The 20,804-nt window shown below is 72.6% G+C and carries 16 protein-coding genes; 11 read left to right on the top strand and 5 right to left on the bottom strand.

Features of this window, described 5'->3' with window-relative positions; translation table 11 throughout:
• Positions 1-44: 44 nt before the first annotated feature.
• Positions 45-260, bottom strand: coding sequence for an MbtH family protein (locus LRS74_RS31360; RefSeq protein ID WP_277744175.1), 216 nt, complete (start codon positions 258-260; stop codon positions 45-47).
• A gap of 236 nt (positions 261-496) precedes the next feature.
• Between LRS74_RS31360 and grpE the strand changes: the two genes are divergently transcribed.
• A complete protein-coding gene (gene grpE / locus LRS74_RS31365) occupies positions 497-955 on the top strand; it encodes a nucleotide exchange factor GrpE (protein ID WP_277744176.1) in 459 nt (152 codons plus the stop codon).
• Between the two features lie 141 nt (positions 956-1,096).
• Entirely contained in the window at positions 1,097-2,401 is a 1,305-nt protein-coding gene (locus LRS74_RS31370; protein ID WP_277744177.1) for an FAD-dependent monooxygenase, read from the top strand.
• Between the two features lie 648 nt (positions 2,402-3,049).
• Here LRS74_RS31370 and LRS74_RS31375 read toward each other — a convergent pair.
• Both LRS74_RS31375 and LRS74_RS31380 read right to left on the bottom strand, forming a co-directional pair.
• Positions 3,050-3,268, bottom strand: a complete 219-nt coding sequence (locus tag LRS74_RS31375) for a dodecin (protein WP_277744178.1) — start codon at positions 3,266-3,268, stop codon at positions 3,050-3,052.
• A gap of 120 nt (positions 3,269-3,388) precedes the next feature.
• A complete protein-coding gene (locus LRS74_RS31380; RefSeq protein ID WP_277744179.1) occupies positions 3,389-3,850 on the bottom strand; it encodes a universal stress protein in 462 nt (153 codons plus the stop codon).
• A 95-nt stretch (positions 3,851-3,945) separates the two neighbouring features.
• Here LRS74_RS31380 and LRS74_RS31385 point away from each other — a divergent pair, with 95 nt between their 5' ends.
• From LRS74_RS31385 to LRS74_RS31425, 9 genes are all read left to right on the top strand, one after another.
• A complete protein-coding gene (locus tag LRS74_RS31385) occupies positions 3,946-4,797 on the top strand; it encodes a metallophosphoesterase (protein WP_277744180.1) in 852 nt (283 codons plus the stop codon).
• Positions 4,798-4,890: 93 nt separating this feature from the next.
• Entirely contained in the window at positions 4,891-5,127 is a 237-nt protein-coding gene (locus LRS74_RS31390; protein WP_144385970.1) for a DUF5988 family protein, read from the top strand.
• A 354-nt stretch (positions 5,128-5,481) separates the two neighbouring features.
• Positions 5,482-6,336 (top strand): TauD/TfdA family dioxygenase, encoded by an 855-nt coding sequence (locus tag LRS74_RS31395; RefSeq protein ID WP_277745017.1) that lies wholly within the window; start codon positions 5,482-5,484, stop codon positions 6,334-6,336.
• A gap of 9 nt (positions 6,337-6,345) precedes the next feature.
• On the top strand, positions 6,346-6,888 hold the full coding sequence (locus LRS74_RS31400) for an FcoT family thioesterase (protein WP_277744181.1): 543 nt from the start codon (positions 6,346-6,348) through the stop codon (positions 6,886-6,888).
• Between the two features lie 29 nt (positions 6,889-6,917).
• A complete protein-coding gene (locus LRS74_RS31405; RefSeq protein WP_277744182.1) occupies positions 6,918-13,229 on the top strand; it encodes a type I polyketide synthase in 6,312 nt (2,103 codons plus the stop codon).
• Positions 13,229-14,788 carry a long-chain-fatty-acid--CoA ligase gene (locus LRS74_RS31410; RefSeq protein WP_277744183.1) on the top strand — a complete coding sequence of 520 codons (1,560 nt, stop codon included), beginning with the start codon at positions 13,229-13,231 and terminating at the stop codon, positions 14,786-14,788. The genes LRS74_RS31405 and LRS74_RS31410 overlap by 1 nt, the downstream gene beginning before the upstream one ends.
• 8 nt (positions 14,789-14,796) lie before the next feature.
• Positions 14,797-16,056, top strand: a complete 1,260-nt coding sequence (locus LRS74_RS31415; RefSeq protein WP_277744184.1) for a cytochrome P450 — start codon at positions 14,797-14,799, stop codon at positions 16,054-16,056.
• A 2-nt stretch (positions 16,057-16,058) separates the two neighbouring features.
• The gene (locus LRS74_RS31420) at positions 16,059-16,253 is read left to right on the top strand and encodes a ferredoxin (protein ID WP_144386118.1); all 195 of its coding nucleotides are present in this window, start codon (positions 16,059-16,061) and stop codon (positions 16,251-16,253) included.
• A 767-nt stretch (positions 16,254-17,020) separates the two neighbouring features.
• On the top strand, positions 17,021-19,318 hold the full coding sequence (locus LRS74_RS31425; RefSeq protein WP_277744185.1) for a LuxR family transcriptional regulator: 2,298 nt from the start codon (positions 17,021-17,023) through the stop codon (positions 19,316-19,318).
• A gap of 81 nt (positions 19,319-19,399) precedes the next feature.
• Here the strand turns inward: LRS74_RS31425 and LRS74_RS31430 are convergent, their stop codons facing one another.
• Positions 19,400-20,167, bottom strand: a complete 768-nt coding sequence (locus tag LRS74_RS31430; protein ID WP_277744186.1) for a DUF4239 domain-containing protein — start codon at positions 20,165-20,167, stop codon at positions 19,400-19,402.
• 19 nt (positions 20,168-20,186) lie between these two features.
• Positions 20,187-20,801 (bottom strand): hypothetical protein, encoded by a 615-nt coding sequence (locus LRS74_RS31435; protein WP_277744187.1) that lies wholly within the window; start codon positions 20,799-20,801, stop codon positions 20,187-20,189.
• Positions 20,802-20,804: the final 3 nt, after the last annotated feature.

Genomic DNA, 20,804 nt, shown 5'->3' on the forward strand with positions numbered 1-20,804 from the left:
GCGCCGCAGACGCGCCCACGGCGTGCGCCCGGTCCGGCGGGGTGCTACGACGCGCCGTCCATCGCGGCGACAAGGCTCTTGGGACGCATGTCGGTCCACTGCGTCTCGATGTGCTCCAGACACTCCTGACGGCTGCTCTCCCCGAGGGCCACGGTCCAGCCCTCCGGCACCTCCGCGAAGGAGGGCCACAGCGAGTGCTGGCCCTCGTCGTTGATGAGCACGAGGTAGAGCGCGTCCGGGTTCTCGAACGGGTTGGTCATGGGCCTTCCCCTCAGGTCACAGGTTCTTGACGGCCCGTCGGATGAACGCCGCCCACCCGACCGGCCGTGTCACGACCGTATCTCGCGCGGCCACCGGAAGCGGTGGCGGGGGACCCCTGACGATGTGCTGTACGGGTCGGGTATGTCCGGGCACACTGGGCATCCCCCACTTTCTGTTCCGCCCGGAGGCTGCGGCGTCGGCGATCGCGAGGGGGATCGCCAACGGGGAGACGACGATGGCATGGAATCCACTGGTCAAACGGTTTTCCGCGCGACTACGCGAGGAGAACGCCCTGCTGCGCGCGGAGGCCGCCGAACTGCGCGCCGAACAGAGCATGCTGCGCGCGGAGGCGGAGCTCCCGCATCCGGTGGTGTCGGAACTGCTCGCCATAGCCGACCGGCTCACCGAACTCACCAAGGAGGGCGGCGCACCCGCCGACGCCGCCCAGGCCGCGGCCGCGCTGCGCTGGCTGGACGGCCGGCTGTCCCGGCTGCTGTCCGCCTGCGACGTGGCCGACGTCCACGACGAGGGGCCCGTCGACCCGGCCCGCCACCACGTCGTCGGCGTCCGTCCCGCCGACGACGGCCGTCCCGTCGGCTCGATAGCGGAAACCGTCCGCCGCGGCTATGCCTGGCACGGTCATGTGCTGCGCCACCAGCAGGTCATCGTCTACGTCGAGCCGGACCCCGACTGACCCGTGCCGAGCCGCTGATTCCGCTCTGGGCGGTCTGGACGTCGCCCGCCCGCCCCTGATAGCGCTGGTCCTGCCCCTGCCCCTGCCCCTGCCCCGCCCGACCGGCACATGACCGGTTCCGACTGCTGGGAGCACCCCCCCATGACCCCCCAACCCCTGATCATCGGTGGCGGCATCGCCGGCGTGGTGGCCGCGCTGGCGCTCCACAAGGCCGGGTTCGACCCGGTCGTCTACGAGGCGCGGCCCGAGACCGAAGGGGCCGACGACACCGGCGCGTTCCTGCTCGTCTTCGCCAACGGCCTGGCCGCGCTCCGGGCCGTCGACGCCCACCGAGCCGTATGGGACGCCTCCTTCCCCGCCGAGACCGTCACCTTCGTCAGCCCCACCGGCAAGCGCCTCGTCACCAGGCCCCTCGCGGGCTCGGCCCCGGCCCCCGCCCCGCCGGACTCGACCCGTACGCCGGGCCCGGACACGGCCCCGGACACAGGCGCGGGCGCGCGGCGGCACGCCGGGGCGGACGACGACGCCCTGGGCCCACGCACGCTCAAACGGGCCACCCTGTGCCGTGTGCTGCGCGCCGAGGCGGCACGCCGCGGCATACGGATCGAGTACGGCAAGCGCTTCGTGGCCGCCCACACCGGCCCGGACGGGTGTGCCGTCGCCTCCTTCGCGGACGGCGGACGAGCCTGCGGAGACCTGCTCATCGGGGCCGACGGCGTCCACTCGGCCCTTCGGAAGACCATCGACGCCGCCGCGCCCCGGCCTCGCTACACGGGCCAGAACACCGTCTGCGGCTACCGCCGAGCGACCGACCCCGCGCTCCCCGCCGACCTGATCGACGGGTACACCATGATCTATGGGAAGCGCGCCTTCTTCGGCTGCACCCGCGCACCGGACGGCGAGCTCTGGTGGTTCGCCAACGCTCCCGGGGCGGAGCTGAAGCGGGAGGAGCTCGCGACCGCGACCCCACGGCAGTGGCGGGACCGCGTCGCGGAGCTCTTCGCGGGCGACGACACGCCGGTCGCCGACCTCGTCCGCACCACCGACGGCCCCATCGTCGGCAGCAACGCCTACGATCTCGCCACCACGCCCACCTGGTCCCGTGACGCCATGGTCATCATCGGGGACGCCGCACACGCCGCCGCGCCCAACGCCGCCCAGGGCGCGTCGATGGCGATCGAGGACGGGGTGCAACTCGCCCGCTGTCTGCGCGATCTGCCGGACCGTGGGCGGGCGTTGGCGGCGTACGAAGGGCTGCGCCGGGAGCGGGTGGAGCGAGCGGTGGCCACCAGCGCCGCCATGGCCCGGCAGGTGGCGCCGGGCCCGGTCCAGCGCGTGCTGCGCGACGCGCTGTCGCCGCGCCGGCTGGAGCGCGGTGGGAACGGCGCCGACGACTGGCTCACCGGCCACCGCATCGACTGGGACGCGCCCGTCACGGCGCTCTGACACTCCCTCGGCCGCTCACGCGGTGCCCGTGTTCCGACGCCCCGCGGGCGCTCGCGGCGCGGTGCTCCGTCCCCGCGAGCTCGTTCCCTTGCGATGCTCCGTCGCCCGCGAGCCCGTGCTCTCGCGGCGCTCCGACGCCCGCGAGCCCGTTCCCTCACGGCGCTCTGACGCCCGCGGGCCCGTCCTCTCGCGTGCTCCGTCCCCCGCGCGCCCGTTCCCTTGCGATGCTCCGTCGCCCCCGGGCCCGTCCTCCCGCGGTGCTCCGTCGCCCGCGGGCCCGTCCCCTCAGGGTGCTCCACTGCCCGTGGGCCCGTTCCCTCACGGCGCTCTGACACCGCGGCCATGCCCGCCCGGCGTGCCGGGCACGGTGCGGACGCCCCTACAGGGCGGGGACGCCCCCGTGCCCCGACGCCCGCGCGGGCGCCCGTTCCCGTCCCGGGCACACCGTGTGCCGGCGCGGGTCACGAAGATCACTCGTGGTGCCGCACGCGCCTCACGTACGCTGCTGTTGTCAGGGGCGCGGCAGCGAGGGCGGGGGATATGACGATGCGTCGGCGCGGTCCGGCCGCGGAGGCCGTGGGCCGCCGCCCCGGGCGCCGTCCGCATACCGGGGGCGGTGGCGCGCGCCCGGGATCGCGGGGGCGGTGCTCAGGACTCCGCCTCCTCCAGTCGGAACCCCACCTTCAGACCCACCTGGTAGTGGCCGATCTTCCCGTCCACCAGATGGCCGCGGATCTGACCGACCTCGAACCAGTCCAGGTTGCGCAGGGTCTTGGCGGCCCGCGCCAGGCCGTTGCGGATCGCGTCGTCGACGCCTTGCTCGGAGCTGCCGACGATCTCGGTCACCCGATAGGTGTGGTGGGACATGGCGCTCTCCGCGTTCCGTGCGAGGGTTCGGTGGTCCCTCTCACCGTGCCGCACCGCACCCCACCGCGCGAGCCGGACGCCGCCCGAGGGGTAACCCGCCACCCGCGGCCGGGTGTGGACTTAGGGAACCACGGTCACCGGCCAGCGCCCCGCCTTGACCAGCCGCACCGCCACCGAGCCCACGATGCGGTGCCCGGCCTGCTCGGACGCGCCGACCACCACGGCGTCCGCCTTCAGCTCGTCGGCGGCGGTCACCAGGCCGTTGTACGGATCGCCGGCGAAGGTGTGGAACTCCCAGCGCACCTCGAAGACGCCGCGCAGCCGCTCCACCGACGCCTTGATCTCGGTCATCAGCTCCTCGGCCACCCCCTCGGTCGCCTCCGCCACCGGCGCCCCCAGCGCCGCGCCCGCCGTCAGCAGCGGCTGTACGTAGACGACGGCGAGCAGGGCGTGCTGCCGCCGGGCGAGCCCCGCGGCGTAGGCGGCGGCGCGCCAGGAGGAGTCCGAGCCGTCCACACCGACGACGATGACCTTCGGCCCGTCCGTCCCGCGTTCGAAGGACGCGGGCAGTTTGTCCACCACATCTGCGAGGCTAGCGCCAGAGCCGGTCAAGTGATCAACCGGCCCGCACTGGCGAGTCAGCGCACCATGATCGCCACCGTACGACAGGAGAAGTAATGGGCGGCACCCACCGGGGCGAACTACTCGCCATCAGTGACCTGCACGTGGCCTATGAGGAGAACCGGGCGATCGTCGAGCGGCTGCGGCCGGGCTCCGACGAGGACTGGGTGATCGTCGCCGGCGACGTCGGCGAGGTCTTCGCCGACATCGAGTGGGCGCTGGGCCTGCTCAGCGAGCGGTTCGCCAAGGTGATCTGGACGCCGGGCAACCACGAGCTGTGGACCCACCCCAAGGACCCGCTGGAGCTGCGCGGCGTCGCCCGCTACGAGCACCTGGTGGAGATGTGCCGGTCCAAGGGCATCGTCACGCCCGAGGACCCGTACCCGGTCTGGGAGGGCAACGGCGGTCCGCTCACCATCGCCCCGCTCTTCCTGCTCTACGACTACACCTTCCGGCTGGACGGCATCACCACCAAGGAGGCGGCGCTGGCCCACGCCCACGAGGTCGGCGTGGTCTGCACCGACGAGCACTTCCTGCACCCGGACCCGTACCCCACCCGTGACGCCTGGTGCCGGGCCCGGGTGGCGGAGACCGAGGCCCGGCTGGCCGCCCGCGACCCCGAGCTGCCGACCGTGCTCATCAACCACTGGCCGCTCACCCGGCTCCCCACCCGGGTGCTGCGCTACCCCGACTTCGCGCTGTGGTGCGGCACCGAGCTCACCGCCGACTGGCACCAGCGCTTCAACGCCGAGACGGTGGTCTACGGACATCTGCACATCCCCCGGGTGACCGTGGAGGACGGGGTGCGGTTCCAGGAGGTCTCCGTGGGCTATCCGCGGGAGTGGAAGCGGCACGGCCGGCTGCCGGACGACCCGCTGCGCCGCATCCTCCCCGTCCCGGTGCGCTGACCGGTCACTCCACCGGCGCTACGGCGTCGGTTGAGCCTCTCCTGAGCGACGCTGGCCACAGTGGGAGCCGGCGGCTAAGGAAGTGAGGCGACCATGGCCCATGTCCATGAAGACGGCAACGCGGTGCTTCGCGGCGGCCCCGCGGCCCTCTCGGCGGACCCCGCCGTCGAGAACGAGTGGATAGTGCGAGTGGAGGACCTGGAGCAGACCCTCAAGCTGCCCTGTGGCAGCCACTACGACCATTACGCGCCCACCGCGGAGTGGTTGGAGAGGTCCGGCCGGACGCTGCGGGTCTTCCGGTGGAGCCGCCGCACCTACGTGGCCGAGTGAGGCGCGCGGCGTAGACCGCGCCCCACCGCGCCGACGGAATCAGAGCCCGGAACCCCGAGCGGGGCGTCGCATGGCGACGCCCCGCTCCGTCGTGTGCCCGCCCGCCCGTTCGGCCGGCCCCGCCTTCCCCGCACCCGCCCTGCGTACACCTCCCCGCTCCCTTGCGTCCGGCACATGCCGTAGGGGTGTACCGGGATGGCCACCCCTACCTCCCCTGTCTTGGTGAGGGTGACCCCTAAGAGGCTTCAGGTGTCCTGTCATCGTGACCAACGCGCTGCCTAGGTTGAGGGCGACTCTGTTGCCCAACCCCCATGAAGGTGACCGATGATCACCATTCCGCAGGAAGGCGCCCGGATGGGCGTGGCGGTCGACGAGCTCGACGCGCTCAACGCGCCCGCCGAGGATCTCACGGCGCTCAAGCAGCTCGTCTACCGGCACCGCATCGTGGTCCTGAAGAACCAGCACCTGACGCCCGCCGAGTATGTGGCGTTCGGCCGGCGGCTGGGCGAGGTGGAGACGTACTACCAGCCGATGTACCACCACCCCGAGCAGAAGGAGATCTTCGTCTCCTCCAACGTGAAGGAGGACGGACAGCAGGTCGGCGTGCCGCAGACCGGGAAGTTCTGGCACCACGACTACTCGTTCATGCCGCGGCCGTTCGGGCTGACGCTGATCTACCCGCAGGTGGTCCCGCAGCACAACCGCGGCACGTACTTCATCGACATGGCGCGGGCCTACGAGAAGCTGCCGGAGGAGCTCAAGACCGAGATCAAGAACACCCGCAGTGAGAACAGCGTCCGCCGGTACTTCAAGATCCGGCCCAGCGACGTCTACCGCCCGGTCGTCGAGATCCTCGCGGAGATCGAGGAGGAGACCCCGGCCTCCCGGCACCCCACCGTCTTCACCCACCCGGTGACCGGCGAGTCGGTGCTCTACCTCAGCCAGGCCATCACCTGCGGGCTGGAGGACGAGTCCGGCAACCCGCTGCGGGAGGGCCTGCTGGAGGAGCTGTTCGAGGCGGTCGGCCAGTCCGACCCCACCTGCCAGCACGAGAACGTCCACCTTCAGCGGTTCGACAAGGGCGACATGCTGATCTGGGACAACCGCACGCTGGTGCACCGGGCCCTGCACACCGTCAAGCCCGAACCCACGGTCTCCTTCCGGGTGACCGTGCACGACGAGTTCGAGTTCTACCCCGGAATCGGCTGAGGAGGCCATGTGGAGTTCCCGAACGACGAGGCACTGCTGGAACGGGTGTTGCGGGTCTACAAGCCGCACTGTCGCTATCTGACCTCGGTCACCACCATCGCCAAGGGCGACCCGGGTGAGGCGGGCGGACAGGTCAGCGTCCGCGGCCGGTTCCACATCCCCGAGTCCTGCTACATCGACGACACCGGCCACTTCAACTCGGTGGAGTTCAACATCTGCTTCAACCAGATGTACTACTTCATCGTCGCCAAGTCGGTCAAAGAGCGGCTGGTCCACGCCCTGAGCGACTGGACCCTGGACGACTTCTGGGAGCGGCAGCTCCAGGACATGTTCCTGGTCGACTTCCGCTCCAGCTTCCGGCGTGCCATCACCACAGGTGACTTCTGGGGCCAGCTCGACCTCACCGGCGCCCAAGAGCGGGACGGCGGCAACGGACCGCTGCTGATCCTGAACACCGAGGTCCGCTACGGCGAGGACGAGACCGCCGCCTGCAACGGGAAGGTCCGCCTGGCCATCCGCAACCACAAGCCGTCCTCCGTGCCCACCGCGTGACCCCGTCCAGCCGACCCAGAGCAGGAGCCATGCCCTCTTCCATCGACGAGCCCATCGCCATCGTCGGTATCGGTCTGCGCCTCCCCGGCGGCAACAACACCCCCGAGGAGTTCGCCGAGTTCCTGCGCACCGGACAGTCCGGTGTGCGGCCCTTGCCCACGGACCGCTGGGACCCCGGACTGGAGTCCGACGACCCCGAGTCCAAGGGCACCATCCGGTGCGCGCAGGGCGGGTTCATCGACAAGCCCGACCACTTCGACGCGAAGTTCTACAACATCTCGCCGAAGGAGGCCGACTTCGTCGACCCGCAGCAGCGGCTGGCGCTCGAAGTCGGCTGGGAGGCGCTGGAGGACGCGGGCATAGACCCGACGCCCCTGCGCCACGGGCGCGGCGGCGTGTACATGGCCGTCAGCAACTTCGACTACGCCGGCGAGATGGCCGGCTACTCCAACCTGGAACTCAACAGCTACATGCCCACCGGCGCCACGCTGAGCGCGGTCGCCGGCCGGCTCTCGTACTTCCTCGGCTGGCGTGGCCCCTGCGTGACCGTGGACACCGCCTGTTCGGCCTCGCTGGTCGCGGTGCACCTGGCCGCCCAGGGTCTGCGCAACGGTGAGACCGACATCGCGCTGTGCGGTGGGGTCAACGCCATCCTCAGCCCGCGCCCCTACATCATGGCCAGCCAGTCGAACATGCTCGCCCCCGACGGGCAGTGCAAGACCTTCGACGAGTCCGCCAACGGCTACTGCCGCAGCGAGGGCGGCGCGGCCCTGATCCTCAAGCGGCTCTCCGACGCCCAGCGCGCCGGCGACCGCGTCTACGCCCTGATCCGAGGCTCGGCCATCGGCCAGGACGGCGAGAGCAGCTCCCTGATGGTTCCCAACGGCACCGCCCAGGAGGGGCTGCTCCGGGTCGCCCTGGAGTCCGCGGGGCTGCGGCCGCACGACATCTCGTACGTCGAGGCCCACGGCACCGGCACCCCGCTGGGCGACCCCATCGAGATCGGCGCCATCAGCGCCGTCTTCGGCGAGTCGCACACCCCGCGGGACCCGGTGACCGTCGCCTCTCTGAAGACCAACGTCGGCCACATGGAGTCCGCGGCCGGCATCGGCGGTCTCGTCAAGACCGCCCTCCAACTGCGGGACGCCGCCATCTACCCGCACCTGAACTTCACCACCCCCTCCAGCCGCATCGCCTGGGACACGGCACCGGTCGCGGTGCCCACCACCCTGAAGCCCTGGAAGGCCGAGACCCGACGGGCCATGGTCAACTCCTTCGGCCTCACCGGCGTCATCGCCTCGGTCGTCCTGGAGCAGGCCCCGGAGCCGGCCCCGCGGCCCGCGGAGGAGTCGCGGCGACAGGACGACGACGGCGCCCACCTCTTCACGCTGTCCGCCAAGACCGCGCCCGCGCTGCGCGGTCAGATCCAGCGCTACCAGCGGCTGCTGCGGGACGAGCCCGAAACCGACGTCGGCGACCTGTGCTACTCCGCCAACACCGCGCGGGCCCACTTCCCGCTGCGGCTGGCCGGCGTGGTCCGGGACCACGACGACCTCGCCCGACTGCTGGACCGCGGGCTGACCCGGGCCGCGCAGGGCGCGCCCGCCGCCGGGCCGGCCAAGGTGGCCTTCCTCTTCTCCGGCGGCGGCACCCAGTACGTGGGCATGGGCCGGCCGCTGTACGAGCGGTTCGAGGTGTTCCGCGAGCACCTCGACGCCTGTGACCGGCTCTTCGCCCCGCACCTGGGCCGCTCCATCCGGGACATGATCCTCGGCGACGCCGAGGACGCCGAGCTCATCCACCAGATCCGCTATATGCAGCCCGCCCTGTTCGCGCTGGAGTACGCGGTGGCGAAGCTGTGGCTGTCCTGGGGCGTGCGGCCCTCCGTGCTCGCCGGGCACAGCGTCGGCGAGATCGTCGCGGCCACCGTCGCCGGGCTGTTCACCCTGGAGGACGCCGTCGTCCTGATGGACGCCCGCGCCCGCTTCATGGACGCCTCGCCGCCCGGCGCGATGGCCGCCGTCGAGGCCGCCGTCTCCGAGGTCGCCCCCTATCTGGAGCGGTACGAGGACCTGTCCGTGGCCGCCGTCAACGGCACCCGGCAGATCGTGCTCTCCGGCGGCAAGGAGTCGCTCACCCAGGTCGAGGAGGCCCTCGCCGCCCGGGACATCAAGACCAAGCGGCTCGCCGTCTCCTGCGCCTCCCACTCGCCGCTGATGGCCGAGGGCGCCGAGGCGCTGCGCGAGGTGGTCGCCGGACTCACCTTCCACGAGCCCGAGTTCACCCTCGTCTCCAACCTGACCGGGAAGATCGCCGAGCCGGCCGAGCTGGCCACCCCCGACTACTGGGCCCGCCATCTGCGCGGCGCCGTGAAGTTCGCCGACGGCATGCGGGCCATCGCCGAGCGCGGCCGCCACGTCTTCCTGGAGACCGGCCCCGCCACCGAACTCATCGGCATGGGCAAACAGTGTCTGGAGGACGCGGCCGACCACCAGTGGCTCAACAGCCTCCACCCGGAGGACACCGACGCCACCGTCACCCGGCAGACCCTCGCCCAGCTCTACACCGCCGGCGCCCCCGTCGACTGGCCCGAACACCACCGCGGCCGCACCCGCCGCCGGATCACCCTGCCCACCTACGCCTTCGACCGCCGCCGGCACTGGCTCCCGGCCCCCTCCGGCGCCCTCCCGGCCGCCCGCGGCGGCTCCGACGGCCACCCGCTGCTCGGCGGAGAGGTCTCCGCCGAGGCCCAGCGCGCCGCCGGCGTGCGCGAGTTCGCCGCCCGCGTCGCCGCCGACCGGCCCGGCTACCTCGCCGACCACAAGGTGATGGGCAAGGTCGTCTTCCCCGGCGCCGGCTACATCGAGATGCTGCTGGCCCTCCAGGACGCCGTGCACGGCGAGACCGGGCTGCCGGTCACCGACGCCCGGATCCACGAGGCGCTGTTCCTCCCCGAGGACACCACCGTCGAGCTGCGCACCCGGCTGCGGACCCTGCCCGACGGCACCGCCGAGGTGGAGATCGTGAGCCTGGTGCCCGGCGAGGAGCCCGACGCCCCGGCCCTGGAGCGCACCCATGTCACCGCCACCCTCGGCACCGGACCCGCCCCGGAACTCGCCGAGACCGACGAGATCCTGCGCGGACTGACCCGGCAGCGCGCCGAACCCGACCGCCGACACCAGGCCGACGACCTGTACGCGGACTTCTCCGAGCTCGGCGTCGACTACGGCCCGACCTTCCAGGGACTGCGCCGGGCCGATGCGTACGGCACCGACCTGGCCGTCGGCGAGCTGCGCGGCCCCGCGTCGCTCACGGCCGAGCACCTGCCGCCGGCCATCCTCGACTGCGCCTTCCAGACGCTCGCCGCGCTCGCCGGCGACAGCGAGGTCGTCGCCATGCCGGTCGGCTTCACCCGCTGCCGGCTGCTGAAGAAGCCGCGCGGCGAACAGCTCCGCAGCATCCTGCGGCTCCATGTGCCCGAGGCGGACGCCGACACCGCCGGCGGCCCGGACGAGCCGCCCGCGCCCACCGCCGACCTGCTGATCCTCGACGGCGAGCGCACCGTCTTCGTCCTGGAGGGCCTGGCGCTGCGCCAGGTGGCCGGCGCCGCCCCGGACCGCGACCGGATGTACTCCGAGGTGCGATGGGTCAAGCGCTCGCTGCGCACCACCGACCCCGAACCGCGCCGGGCCCTGCTGATCGGCCCCGGACCGGAGGGCCTCACCGCGCTCACCGGGCCCGCCGCCGCGCGGGACGTCACCCTGGCCGTCGTCGACACCACCGCCGAGGCCGTGGAACAGCTCCGGGACCGGCCCACGGACGTCTGCTGGTTCTGGCAGCCCGCCCGCCCCGGCGAGGAGCTGCGCGAGGAGTGCGAGCGCAACTACCGCGACGTGCTGGAGCTGCGGGACGCCCTGGAGGAGATCGGCTTCGGCCGCGACCAGCGGCTGTGGCTGATCACCGAGGGCGGCCAGTGGGTGCCCGGCGACCGGCCCGGGGGCGAGGCCGGACACGCGCCACCGGCCGCCGCCACCCTGTGGGGCTTCGGCCATGTGATGTGGACCGAGTACCCCACCTACCGGGTCACCCTGGTCGACCTGCCCGCCGCGGGCGAGGACGGCTCCGGCTACCCCGCGCTGCTGGAGGAGTGGGCCGCCAACGACTCCACCGACTACCAGGTGGCCTACCGCGCCGGGCTGCGCCATGTGCGCCGGGTCTACGCCGAGACGGGCGGCCCGCGCACCGACGTCGAGCTGGTCGTCAAGGAGTACGGGCAGGTCAGCGGCGTGGTCCCGGTGCCGCTCCAGGAGCAGCCCGACCCCGAGGGCAGCCGGATCCGGGTCCGGGTGCGCGCCGCGGGCCTGAACTTCAAGGACGTCTTCAACGTCCTGGGTCTGCACCGGCAGTTCGCCGAGGAGGCCGGCACCGGGCCGCTGGAGCTGCCGCTCGGCCAGGAGTGCGCGGGCGTGGTCACCGCGGCCGGCCCCGACGCCGCCTTCCAGGTGGGCGACGAGGTCGTCGTCGCGCACCTCGGCTCGCTGCGCGGACAGGTGACCGTGGAGTCGGCGCAGGCGGTCGGCAAGCCCGCCCACCTGAGCTTCGCCGAGGCCGCGGCGCTGCCCACCGCCTTCCTCGTCGCCCATCACGCGCTGCACGAGCTGGCCCGCGTCCGGCCCGGGGAGCGGGTGCTGATCCACTCGGCGGCCGGCGGCGTCGGCCAGGCAGCGGTCCAGCTCGCCCAGCGGGCTGGAGCCGAGGTCTTCGCCACCGCCCACCCGGACAAGTGGCCGTTGCTGCGCTCCCAGGGCGTGCGCCAGGTGCTGGACTCCCACTCCCTCGACTTCGTCGACCAGGTGCTGGACGCCACCGACGGCAACGGCGTGGACATCGTCATCGGCGGGCTGAACAAGGACTTCGCCCAGGCATGCCTGCGCGCGGTGGCCCACGGCGGCCGCTTCGTGGAGCTGGGCAAGGTCGGCCTGCTGACGTCGGACGAGGTCTCCCGGCACCGCGCGGACATCGACTACCTCGACTTCAGCGACGTCTCCGCGGAACAGACCCGGCGGCTGGCCGAGACCACCCTGGCCTCGGTGGTGGAGCTGGTGTCCACCGGGGAGCTGACCCCGCCGCCCGTCACCGTGTACACCCTGGACGAGGTCGACGAGGCGTTCGGGGTGCTCAGCCGAGGCGCCAACATCGGCAAGGTCGTGATCGGCTTCGGCGCGGAGCGCTCGCCCGCCGCGGCCCCGATCGAGATCAGCCCGGACCACACCTACCTGATCACCGGCGGTTTCGGCTCACTGGGCCGGCTGGTCGCCGAGCGCCTCGCCGGACTCGGCGCCCGCCACCTCGCCCTGCTGGGCCGGCGCACCCCGCACGCCGAGGAACTCGCCGCCCTCCGCGCCCGGCTCGGCCCGTCCACCGAGGTGCTGGCGCTGGCCGGCGATGTCGCCGACGCCGCGGACGTCGCCCGGATCAGCGAGGAGCTGCGCTCCCGCCCACAGCCGCTGGGCGGCATCGTCCACGCGGCCGGTGTGCTCGCCGACGCGCCGGTGGCCGCGCAGACCTGGGAGAGCATCGACACCGTCTTCGGAGCCAAGGTCTACGGCAGCTGGCTGCTGCACCAGGCCGCGCTCACCCATCCCGAGCTGCGATTCTTCATCGGCTACTCGTCCGTCACCTCGGTGCTGGGCTCGCGCGGCCAGGCCAACTACGCGGCCGGCAACGCCTTCCTGGACACCCTGCTGGTGCGCCGCCACGCGGCCGGGCTCCCCGGCACCAGCGTCAACTGGGGTGCCTGGGGCGAGATCGGCCTGGCCGCCGGCATGGACGAGCAGCACATCGCCAACATCGAGCACCAGGGCTTCAGCTTCTTCAAGCCCACCGCCGGCGTCCGGGCGCTGTTCCGGCTCTTCGACGCCCCGCCGGCCCAGGTGACCATCGCCGAGGCCGACTGGGACCAGGTCGCCGCCTCGCGCCCGCAGACCAACGCCCTCTACCACCAGGTCGGCAGGGTCTCCGGGCCCGCCGCCATCGACGTCGACCTGGACGCGCTGCTGGAGCGGCCCCGGGCGGAGCGGCAGGAGGCCGTCACCCTGGTGGTGCGCCAGGTCATCGCCCATCTGCTGCACTTCGACGGGCCCGACGACGTGCCGCCGGACGCCCGCTTCTTCGAGGTCGGCCTGGACTCGCTGGCCGCCGTCGAGCTGAAGAACGCGCTGGAGCTGATCTTCCGCATCCCGCTCTCGGCCTCCAGCGTCTTCGACCACCCCTCGGTCGCCCAGCTCGCCGAGTTCATCGACACCCTGCTCACCACCACCGCGACCGAAGGAGCCCGATGATGAGCGGCGGGAGCGCCGCCGTGCCCCGGCTGCCCACGATCGCCGCCACCGCGGCCCACCACGCGGAGGCCCGGCCGGACCGCATCGCCATCGAGTGCGAGGGAGTCACGGTCACCTTCCGGGAGCTCCAACTGCGCAGCAACCGCACCGCGCACGCCCTGCTCGCCGAGGGGGTCGCCCGCAGCGCCCGGATCGCCTACCTGGGCAAGGACTCCGAGCACTACTACGACCTGCTGCTGGCGTGCGCCAAGACCGGCGCCGTGCTGGTGCCGGCCGACCCGCGACTCACCCCCGGCGAGATCGAGCACATCCTGGGTGACTCCGGGGCCGAGCTGCTGTTCACCGAGGAGGAGCACCTCCCCGCCGTGGCGGGCATCCGGGCCCGGCTGGGCGGGCTGCGCACGGTGATCCCGCTGGAGGCCACCGAGACGCACGGCAGCGGATTCCTCACCTGGAAGGCCGAGCAGCCCGACACCGACCCGGGCACCGGCGCCAGCCCCGGCCGTCCGCTGGCCCAGATCTACACCAGCGGTACCACCGGGGCGCCCAAGGGCGTGATGCTCAGCCAGGCCAGTTTCTGGGCCGTCAACGACCTGCTGGCCCGGCACCGGCTGGACTGGCTGGACTGGCGCGAGGACGACCGGAGCCTGAGCGTGCTGCCCGGCCACCACATCGGCGGGCCCTGGTGGTTCCTCCAGGGCTTCCGGGCCGGGGCCACCAATGTCCTGACGCGCAGCTTCGACGCGAAACAGATCATGGGGCTGATCCGCGACGGCGGCGTCACCACCACCCTGATGGTCCCCTCCATGCTCCAGATCCTGCTCGCCGAACCGGCCACCACCCCGGCCGACTTCACCGGTCTGCGCAAGGTGGTCTACGGCGGCTCGCCCATCCCCGAGCCGCTGTTGAAGGAGTGTCTGGAGGTGATGGGCTGCGAGTTCGCGCAGATATACGGGCTCACCGAGACCTGTGCCTCCGCGGTCTGCCTGCCCCCGGCCGACCACGTCCCCGGCAACCCCCGGCTGCGGGCCGCCGGGCGCCCCTATCCGGGGGTGGCGGTGCAGGCCGTCGGCTCCGACGGGAGCCCGCTGCCGCCCGGTCGGATCGGCGAACTGCGCATCGACACCCCGGCCGTGATGGACGGCTACTGGAACCGGCCCCGCGAGACCGAGCGCACGGTCGTCGACGGCTGGCTGCACACCGGGGACGCCGGCCATGTCGACGAGGACGGCTACGTCTACATCCGCGACCGCATCAAGGACGTGATCCTGGTCGGAGGGGAGAACGTCTACCCGGCCGAGGTCGAGGCGGCGCTGAGCCGGCACCCCGCGGTCGCCGAGGCCGCCGTGGTCGGCGTGGAGCACCAGGTCCGCGGAGAGGCGGTGCACGCGTACATCGTGCCCCGCCCCGGCCAGCGGCCCACCGCGCGGGAGCTGGTGCTCTTCCTCAAGGGGCACCTCGCCGACTACAAGACGCCCACCGCCTACGAGTTCGTCGACCGACTGCCGCGCAACGCGGGCGGGAAGATCCTCCGCCGCGCGCTGCGCGAGCGGGCCTAGGAGGGACCATGGACGCAACCACGGACCGGTCCGGCGGGCAGGACCTGCTGGACCTGCCCATGCCGCGACCGAGCGAGTGCCCCTTCGGGCCGTCACCGGAGTACGCCCGGCTGCGGGTGGAGGCCCCGGTGACCCGGGTGAAGTGCCCCACCGGGGTCACGGCCTGGCTGGTCAGCCGGTACGCCGACGTCCGCGAGGCGCTCGGCGACTCGGAGCGCTTCAGCAGCCGCCCCGGGCAGGTCGTGCACTTCATGGCGCACGCCGACCCCGACCGCCCGGTGGCGCCGGGGGAGTTCACCCGGATGGACGGGCCGGAGTACCAGCGCTTCCGCCGGCACATCGGCCCTGAGCTCGGCACCCCCAAGCGGCTGGACCAGCTCCGGCCGAAGGTGCAGCGGATCGTGGACGAGCGGCTGGACGCCATGGCGGCGGCCGGCACGACCGCCGACTTCTACCACGACTTCGCGGTGCCGGTCACGACCGCCGCGATCGGCACGGTGGTCGGGGTGCCCTACGCCGACCGGGCGCTGTTCCACGATGCGGCGGCGGTGGTGTTCAGCGGGCTCACCGACGCCCTGCAACTGGCCGAGGCGATCAGGCCGCTGCACGGCTACCTCTACGAGCTGGTACGGGAGCGTCGGAAGAACCCACAGGACGACGGGGTCAGCCGAATGATCGCCCGCAGCGCGGCGGCGGACGAGTCGTTCAGCGACATGGAACTGGTGTCGATGAGCGCGGTGATGCTGGTCGCCGGCTTCGACACCACCGCCACCGCCCTCTCGCACGGCATGCTCGCCCTGCTCGCCCACCCGGAGGAGCTGGCGCGGATGAGCGCCGACCCGAAGCTGATCCCGGGCGGGGTGGAGGAGATCGTGCGCTTCTTCGGCGGCGCGGCGGGGATCTTCCGCGAGGCCACCCGGGACACCGTGCTCGGCGGTCAGCCCATCGCCAAGGGTGACTATGTGATCCTGGCGATCCAGGCGGCCGACCGCGACCCCGGCATCTTCCGCGACCCCGACCGGCTCGACATCGCCCGGAAGACCACCGGACACCTGGGCTTCGGATACGGGGCACATCAGTGTTTCGGCCAGCAGACCGCGCGGGTGGAGTTGACAGTGGCACTGGAGACGATCCTGCGGCGCGTGCCCTCGCTGCGGCTCGCCGTGCCGCTGGCGGAGGTCCCGTTCAAGACCGGCACCCCCGTGGCCGGGCCCGCGGCCGTGCCCGTAGCGTGGGAGGCCATCCTGCCGGCAGAGAAAGGGCATTGACGATGAAGGTGAAGGTCGACGCCGATCGGTGCGTGGCCTCGGGGATGTGCGCGTTCAGCGCGCCTGAGGTCTTCGACCAGAATGAACACGACGGCGTGGTCGTGCTGTTAACGGAGCTGCCGTCGGCCGAGCACCACGACGCGGTCCGGAGCGCGGTCCGCAACTGTCCCAACATGGTGATCGCGATCGAGGAGTAGCCGGCGGGCACCCGCCCGCCGGTCGTGATCCCGACCCGCAGCGGCGGCTGTTGTGCGCGATATCGCGCACAACAGCCGCCGCTGTTCGTCGTGCCCCCTCATCTGTTCGATCGATTCGGTCGAATGGTTTCGGCCATTTCGTCGCGTGATCGAGGTCATGTTTGGCTTAATCGGTTAGGCGCATGCTTACACTGGCGGGTGTCGAGGCGCACGCCGGTATAGGAATTTCGGGCTGGCGCATCGGTTCGCTGGTACCCGGCGGTGCGGGGGAGGGGATATTGCTTATCGAGCGGGAATGTGAATTAGGGTTTCTGCAGGATTTGCTTTCCGGGAGGTACTCGAACGCTCCTCGGGTGGTGCTCGTGGAGGGGGCGGTCGGATGCGGTAAGAGTCGGTTGCTGGATGTCGTCGCGGAGCGGGTCGCGGACGCGGGCTGTCTCGTCCTGGCCTCCGCGGGCTGCGCCGTGGGGGCGCAGCAGCGGACCGGGCTGCTGCGGCAGCTGCTCGCCGGTCCCGCGCTGACCGATTCCGCCAGAATGAGGATGCGTTTGGTTCTGGATGAGTTGATTACTTCACGAGCCTCGCTCGAATTTCCTTCGAATCTCCCGGGAGCGGTACGGCTCGACGCGGTGGGAGACATCTGTTCGGCCCTTGTCGAGGCGGCGTGCGGTCGCCATGTGGTCGCTTTTGTCGACGATGTCGAAAAGGCCGACAAAGTGTCCTTGGAGTATCTTCTCGCAATCGGTAGGGAGCTTCGGTCCGCGGGAATGTCGCTGGTGTTCGCGGAATCCCTCGACCGCGATTCCAGCGACCCGGTCTTCCATACGGAACTGCTGCGGCAGGCGAGCTTCCAGCGAGTGCGGCTGGGGCGGCTGAGCCGCCACGGCGTGGACCGGATGCTGGCCGCCGAGATCAGCGAGCCCGCCGAGTCGACCCTCCACCAGGAGCTGTGGGCGGCCAGCGGCGGCAACCCGCTGCTGCTCCGGGCGCTGTTGGAGGAGCACCGGCTGAGCGGGCGGTCCGACGGCGCGGTCGAGAACGCGGACGGCGCCCTTCGACTGAGCGTCGGCGGCCCGTTCGCCCAGGCCGTCCTCGCCTGCCTGCACCGCAGCGGGGCGCAGACCGCCGAACTCGCGGCCGGCGCCGCCGTGCTCGGCGCGTACAGCACCCCCGAGCTCCTGGGCGGGCTGCTGGGGGCCGGAGCCGCCGTGGCGGCCCGGCGCAGCCAGGCGCTCAGCGAGGCGGGCATCCTCGACGGCGGCCACTTCCGACATCCGGTCGCCGAGGCGGCCGTGCTGGAGCACATCCTTCCCCAGCGCCGCCTGGAGCTGCACCGCAGGGCGGCACGGCTGCTGCACACCGCCGCCGTCCCCTCGCGGGAGGTCGCCCGTCATCTGCTCGCCGCCCGCCACACCGACGAGCCATGGGCCACCGCGGTGCTCCAGGAGGCCGCCGACGAGGCCCTGGAGCGCGACGAGGCGAAGTCCGCCATCGACTACCTGGAGTTGGCGTCCGCCGGCTGCCCCGACGAGCGGCTGCGCGCCTCGATCAGAATCAGGATCGCCTTCGTCACCTGGCGGCTGAGCCCCTTCATCGCCGAACAGCACCTGGCAGGACCCGTCGAGGCCGACCGCGCCGGACTGCTCTCCGCGTCCTCCGCCGAACTGCTCGGCAGGCTGCTGCTGATGCACGGCAGGACCGAGCCGGCCGGGCGGGGCCTCGCCCCGGGGGCACCGGGCGCGGTGGGCGCGGTGGGTGTGGTGGGCGCACCGGAGCACGCCCGGCGGCGGGGGCCGGGCGCCGAACCGGAGCGCGCCCCGGGCCCCCACCCCCTCCGCTCCTCCCCGGCGGCCCCGGCCGCGCTGCCCGCCCTGCTGGCGTCCAGCACCGTGTGGCTGCACCTCGGCCGGGGCGTCGACGGCTGCACGGTGGCCGAGGCGGAACGCGCCCTCGACGCCTCCCCGCTCATGGACACCACGCTGCCGACCGTGGCCAACTACCTCAAGGTGCTGTCGCTCGCCGGGCATCCGGAGCGGGCCGCGACGCGCGGCCGGCGGCTGTACGAGGAGGCCGGCCGCCGCGACGCTCCCGGTTGGCAGGCGCTGCTCTGCGCCGTGCTGGCCGAAGTGGCCCTGATGCGCGGCCGGTTCGCCGAGGCGGAGGAGTACGGACGGCTGGCCCTCGGCCACGCCCCCGTCCGCAACCGCAGCATCTTCGGCGTCGGGCCGACCGTGAGCCGCATCCTGGCCTGCACCGCCATGGGCCGCTACGCCGAGGCCGGAGTGCTGCTGGAACAGCCCGTCCCGGACGACCTGTTCAACAGCCTCGAGGTGCTGCCCTACCTACGCGCCCGAGGGCGCTACTACCTGGCGACCAGCCGCCACCACGCCGGGCTGGGCGACTTCCTGAGCATAGGGTGGCTCGCCCGGAAGTGGGGCGTCGACCGGCCCGCCCTGCTGCCCTGGCGGATCGACGCCGCCGAGGCGCTGCTCGCCCTGGGGCGCCGCGCCTGCGCCGAACACACCATCCGGGAGCAGCTGGCCGCCGTCGAGCAGAGCCCCGCACGCGTCCGCGGCATGGCCTGGCGCGCCCAGGCCGCCGTCGCCGACGAACAACAGCGGCCCCGGCTGCTGGCCCAGGCCGTCGACGAGCTCCACCCCGTGGGAGACGGCTATGAACTCGCCCGCACCCTGGCCGACCTGGCCGACGCCTACCAGACCACCGGAGATGTCGCCCGCTCCAGCATGATGAAGCGGCGCGCCTGGCAGATGGCCGGCGAGTGCGGAGCCCAACCGCTGTGCGACGCGGTCCTCCCCGGGCACCACGAGGAGGACTACCGGGAGTTCGGGCAGGCACCAGGCCAGGACAAGATCAGCGACTCGGAGCGCCGGGTGGCCGCGCTCGCGGCACACGGCTACACCAACCGCGAGATCGCGGCCAAGCTGTTCATCACCGTGAGCACCGTGGAACAGCATCTGACCCGGGTCTACCGGAAACTCAACATCAGCCGCCGACAGGACCTGTCCTCCGTCGACTTCACGGACCGGATCGACGAGTCGGCCTGAACGGACCCCGGCGCGCCGGGCTAGTCGCCCCGCGCGCCGGGGAACAGGCATTGCTTCTTCTTGCGCCTAAAGTACGTCGAGCTAGTCGCCCCGCGCGCCGGGGAACAGGTCGGTGAACGGGCCGACGGCGTCCGCCATGTCCCGGCCGAAGGGGGCGTCGAAGTCCCAGACCAGGAACAGCAGGAACGCGATGAGCATGCTGAACAGCCCGGAGAGCATCAGCTCGCGGGGCGAACGGCGGATCTGGAGCGTGAAGATGAGCCCGACGGCCAGCACCGCTCCCAGCACCAGTCCGAACCACACCACGCTCGGCATCGTCGGCCCCGCGCTCTCCCGCCGTGCGCCTCGCGCGTCGTCGGCCGCGGCCACCTGGTCCAGCAGCCCCGGATACGCCAGCGCCGCCTCCGCGCCCTCGCCCCGCAGCTCCGAGACGTCCCTGCGCACCCTGGCCAGGAGCTCGTCGCCGCGCTCGGTCAGCTCCCCCTCGTCGAGCATCACCCGCCACTCCACGTTGACGACGTGGTCCACATACGCCGCCACGTCCCGGCGGATCCGCTCCCGGCCCTGGGCCGGATAGGCGTCCGCCCGCAGACTCACCTCGTGCAGCGCCTGCGCCTCGGTCCGCACCCCGTCCTGCGCCGCGCCGCGCGACTCCCACACTCCGGCGATGGCGAGCCCGAGCACGATGGCGTAGACCACGCCCACCATCATCGTCATGTACTCGATCACGTCCGGGGTTTCGCTGGGGTCGTAGTCGTCGCTCACCCGGCGCTCCTTGGCGACCGTGATGACGACGACCACCAGACACGCCCCGCCCATCGCCAGCAGCAGTACCAGCCATTCGGACATCAGTTGACCTCCCGGGTCGTCAGCGGCCGCGCCTGCCGCCGGAGCCGGCGCGCGAGCGGGGGCGGAGGATGGCGGCCGCCAGCACGGCGGGAACCGTGAGCAGCAGGGTGAAGGTGACCAGCGAGGTGCGGCGCTCCGGCCGCTTCGGCAACGGACGGTGCTGGGCGCGCAGTTCGACCTGCGCGACGGTCGGCTTCGGCGACGGCGTCGGCCTGGGCTTCGGCGACGTCCTCGGGGGCGGCGCCGGCCGCGCCACCCGTGTGGGCAGCGGCTCCGGCGCGGGCCGGGAGATCGGCGGCGCGGGCGCCGGCGTGGGCCTCGGCGGCGTGGGGCTCGGTCGGGGCGGCAGCGGGGGCGTGGTGACCGGACTGGGCGTGGGCCGCGGGCTCGGCGTCGGTGTGGGGCTCGGGGTCGGCGTGGGGGTCGGCGTCGGCGTGGGGGTCGGTGTGGGGGTGGGGCAACGGTGCATCCGGGCCACGGCCCCGCCGGGGCCGGCGGAGGCGGTCAGACACCACCCCGCCCCGCGCGTCGTGGCCACGGCCCCGTCGTCGGCTGTCGCTATGGTGCCGGAGGACAGGGCCACGAAGGCCGCGGCCAGGGCTCCCGCCCGTCGGGCGCGCTTCCGTGTTTTCACGCG

Source organism: Streptomyces sp. LX-29 (assembly GCF_029541745.1).
Taxonomy (GTDB): Bacteria; Actinomycetota; Actinomycetes; order Streptomycetales; family Streptomycetaceae; genus Streptomyces.

What these genes read in the sequence shown, in the direction of transcription:
- LRS74_RS31390 (WP_144385970.1), top strand. Translation starts at nt 4,891, where the DNA reads ATGGCCCATGTCCATGAAGACGGCAACGCGGTGCTTCGCGGCGGCCCC.
- grpE (WP_277744176.1), top strand. Translation starts at nt 497, where the DNA reads ATGGCATGGAATCCACTGGTCAAACGGTTTTCCGCGCGACTACGCGAG.
- LRS74_RS31420 (WP_144386118.1), top strand. Translation starts at nt 16,059, where the DNA reads ATGAAGGTGAAGGTCGACGCCGATCGGTGCGTGGCCTCGGGGATGTGC.
- LRS74_RS31430 (WP_277744186.1), bottom strand. Translation starts at nt 20,167, where the DNA reads ATGTCCGAATGGCTGGTACTGCTGCTGGCGATGGGCGGGGCGTGTCTG.
- LRS74_RS31395 (WP_277745017.1), top strand. Translation starts at nt 5,482, where the DNA reads ATGGGCGTGGCGGTCGACGAGCTCGACGCGCTCAACGCGCCCGCCGAG.
- LRS74_RS31415 (WP_277744184.1), top strand. Translation starts at nt 14,797, where the DNA reads ATGGACGCAACCACGGACCGGTCCGGCGGGCAGGACCTGCTGGACCTG.
- LRS74_RS31425 (WP_277744185.1), top strand. Translation starts at nt 17,021, where the DNA reads ATGTCGCTGGTGTTCGCGGAATCCCTCGACCGCGATTCCAGCGACCCG.
- LRS74_RS31375 (WP_277744178.1), bottom strand. Translation starts at nt 3,268, where the DNA reads ATGTCCCACCACACCTATCGGGTGACCGAGATCGTCGGCAGCTCCGAG.
- LRS74_RS31360 (WP_277744175.1), bottom strand. Translation starts at nt 260, where the DNA reads ATGACCAACCCGTTCGAGAACCCGGACGCGCTCTACCTCGTGCTCATC.
- LRS74_RS31370 (WP_277744177.1), top strand. Translation starts at nt 1,097, where the DNA reads ATGACCCCCCAACCCCTGATCATCGGTGGCGGCATCGCCGGCGTGGTG.
- LRS74_RS31385 (WP_277744180.1), top strand. Translation starts at nt 3,946, where the DNA reads ATGGGCGGCACCCACCGGGGCGAACTACTCGCCATCAGTGACCTGCAC.
- LRS74_RS31405 (WP_277744182.1), top strand. Translation starts at nt 6,918, where the DNA reads ATGCCCTCTTCCATCGACGAGCCCATCGCCATCGTCGGTATCGGTCTG.
- LRS74_RS31410 (WP_277744183.1), top strand. Translation starts at nt 13,229, where the DNA reads ATGAGCGGCGGGAGCGCCGCCGTGCCCCGGCTGCCCACGATCGCCGCC.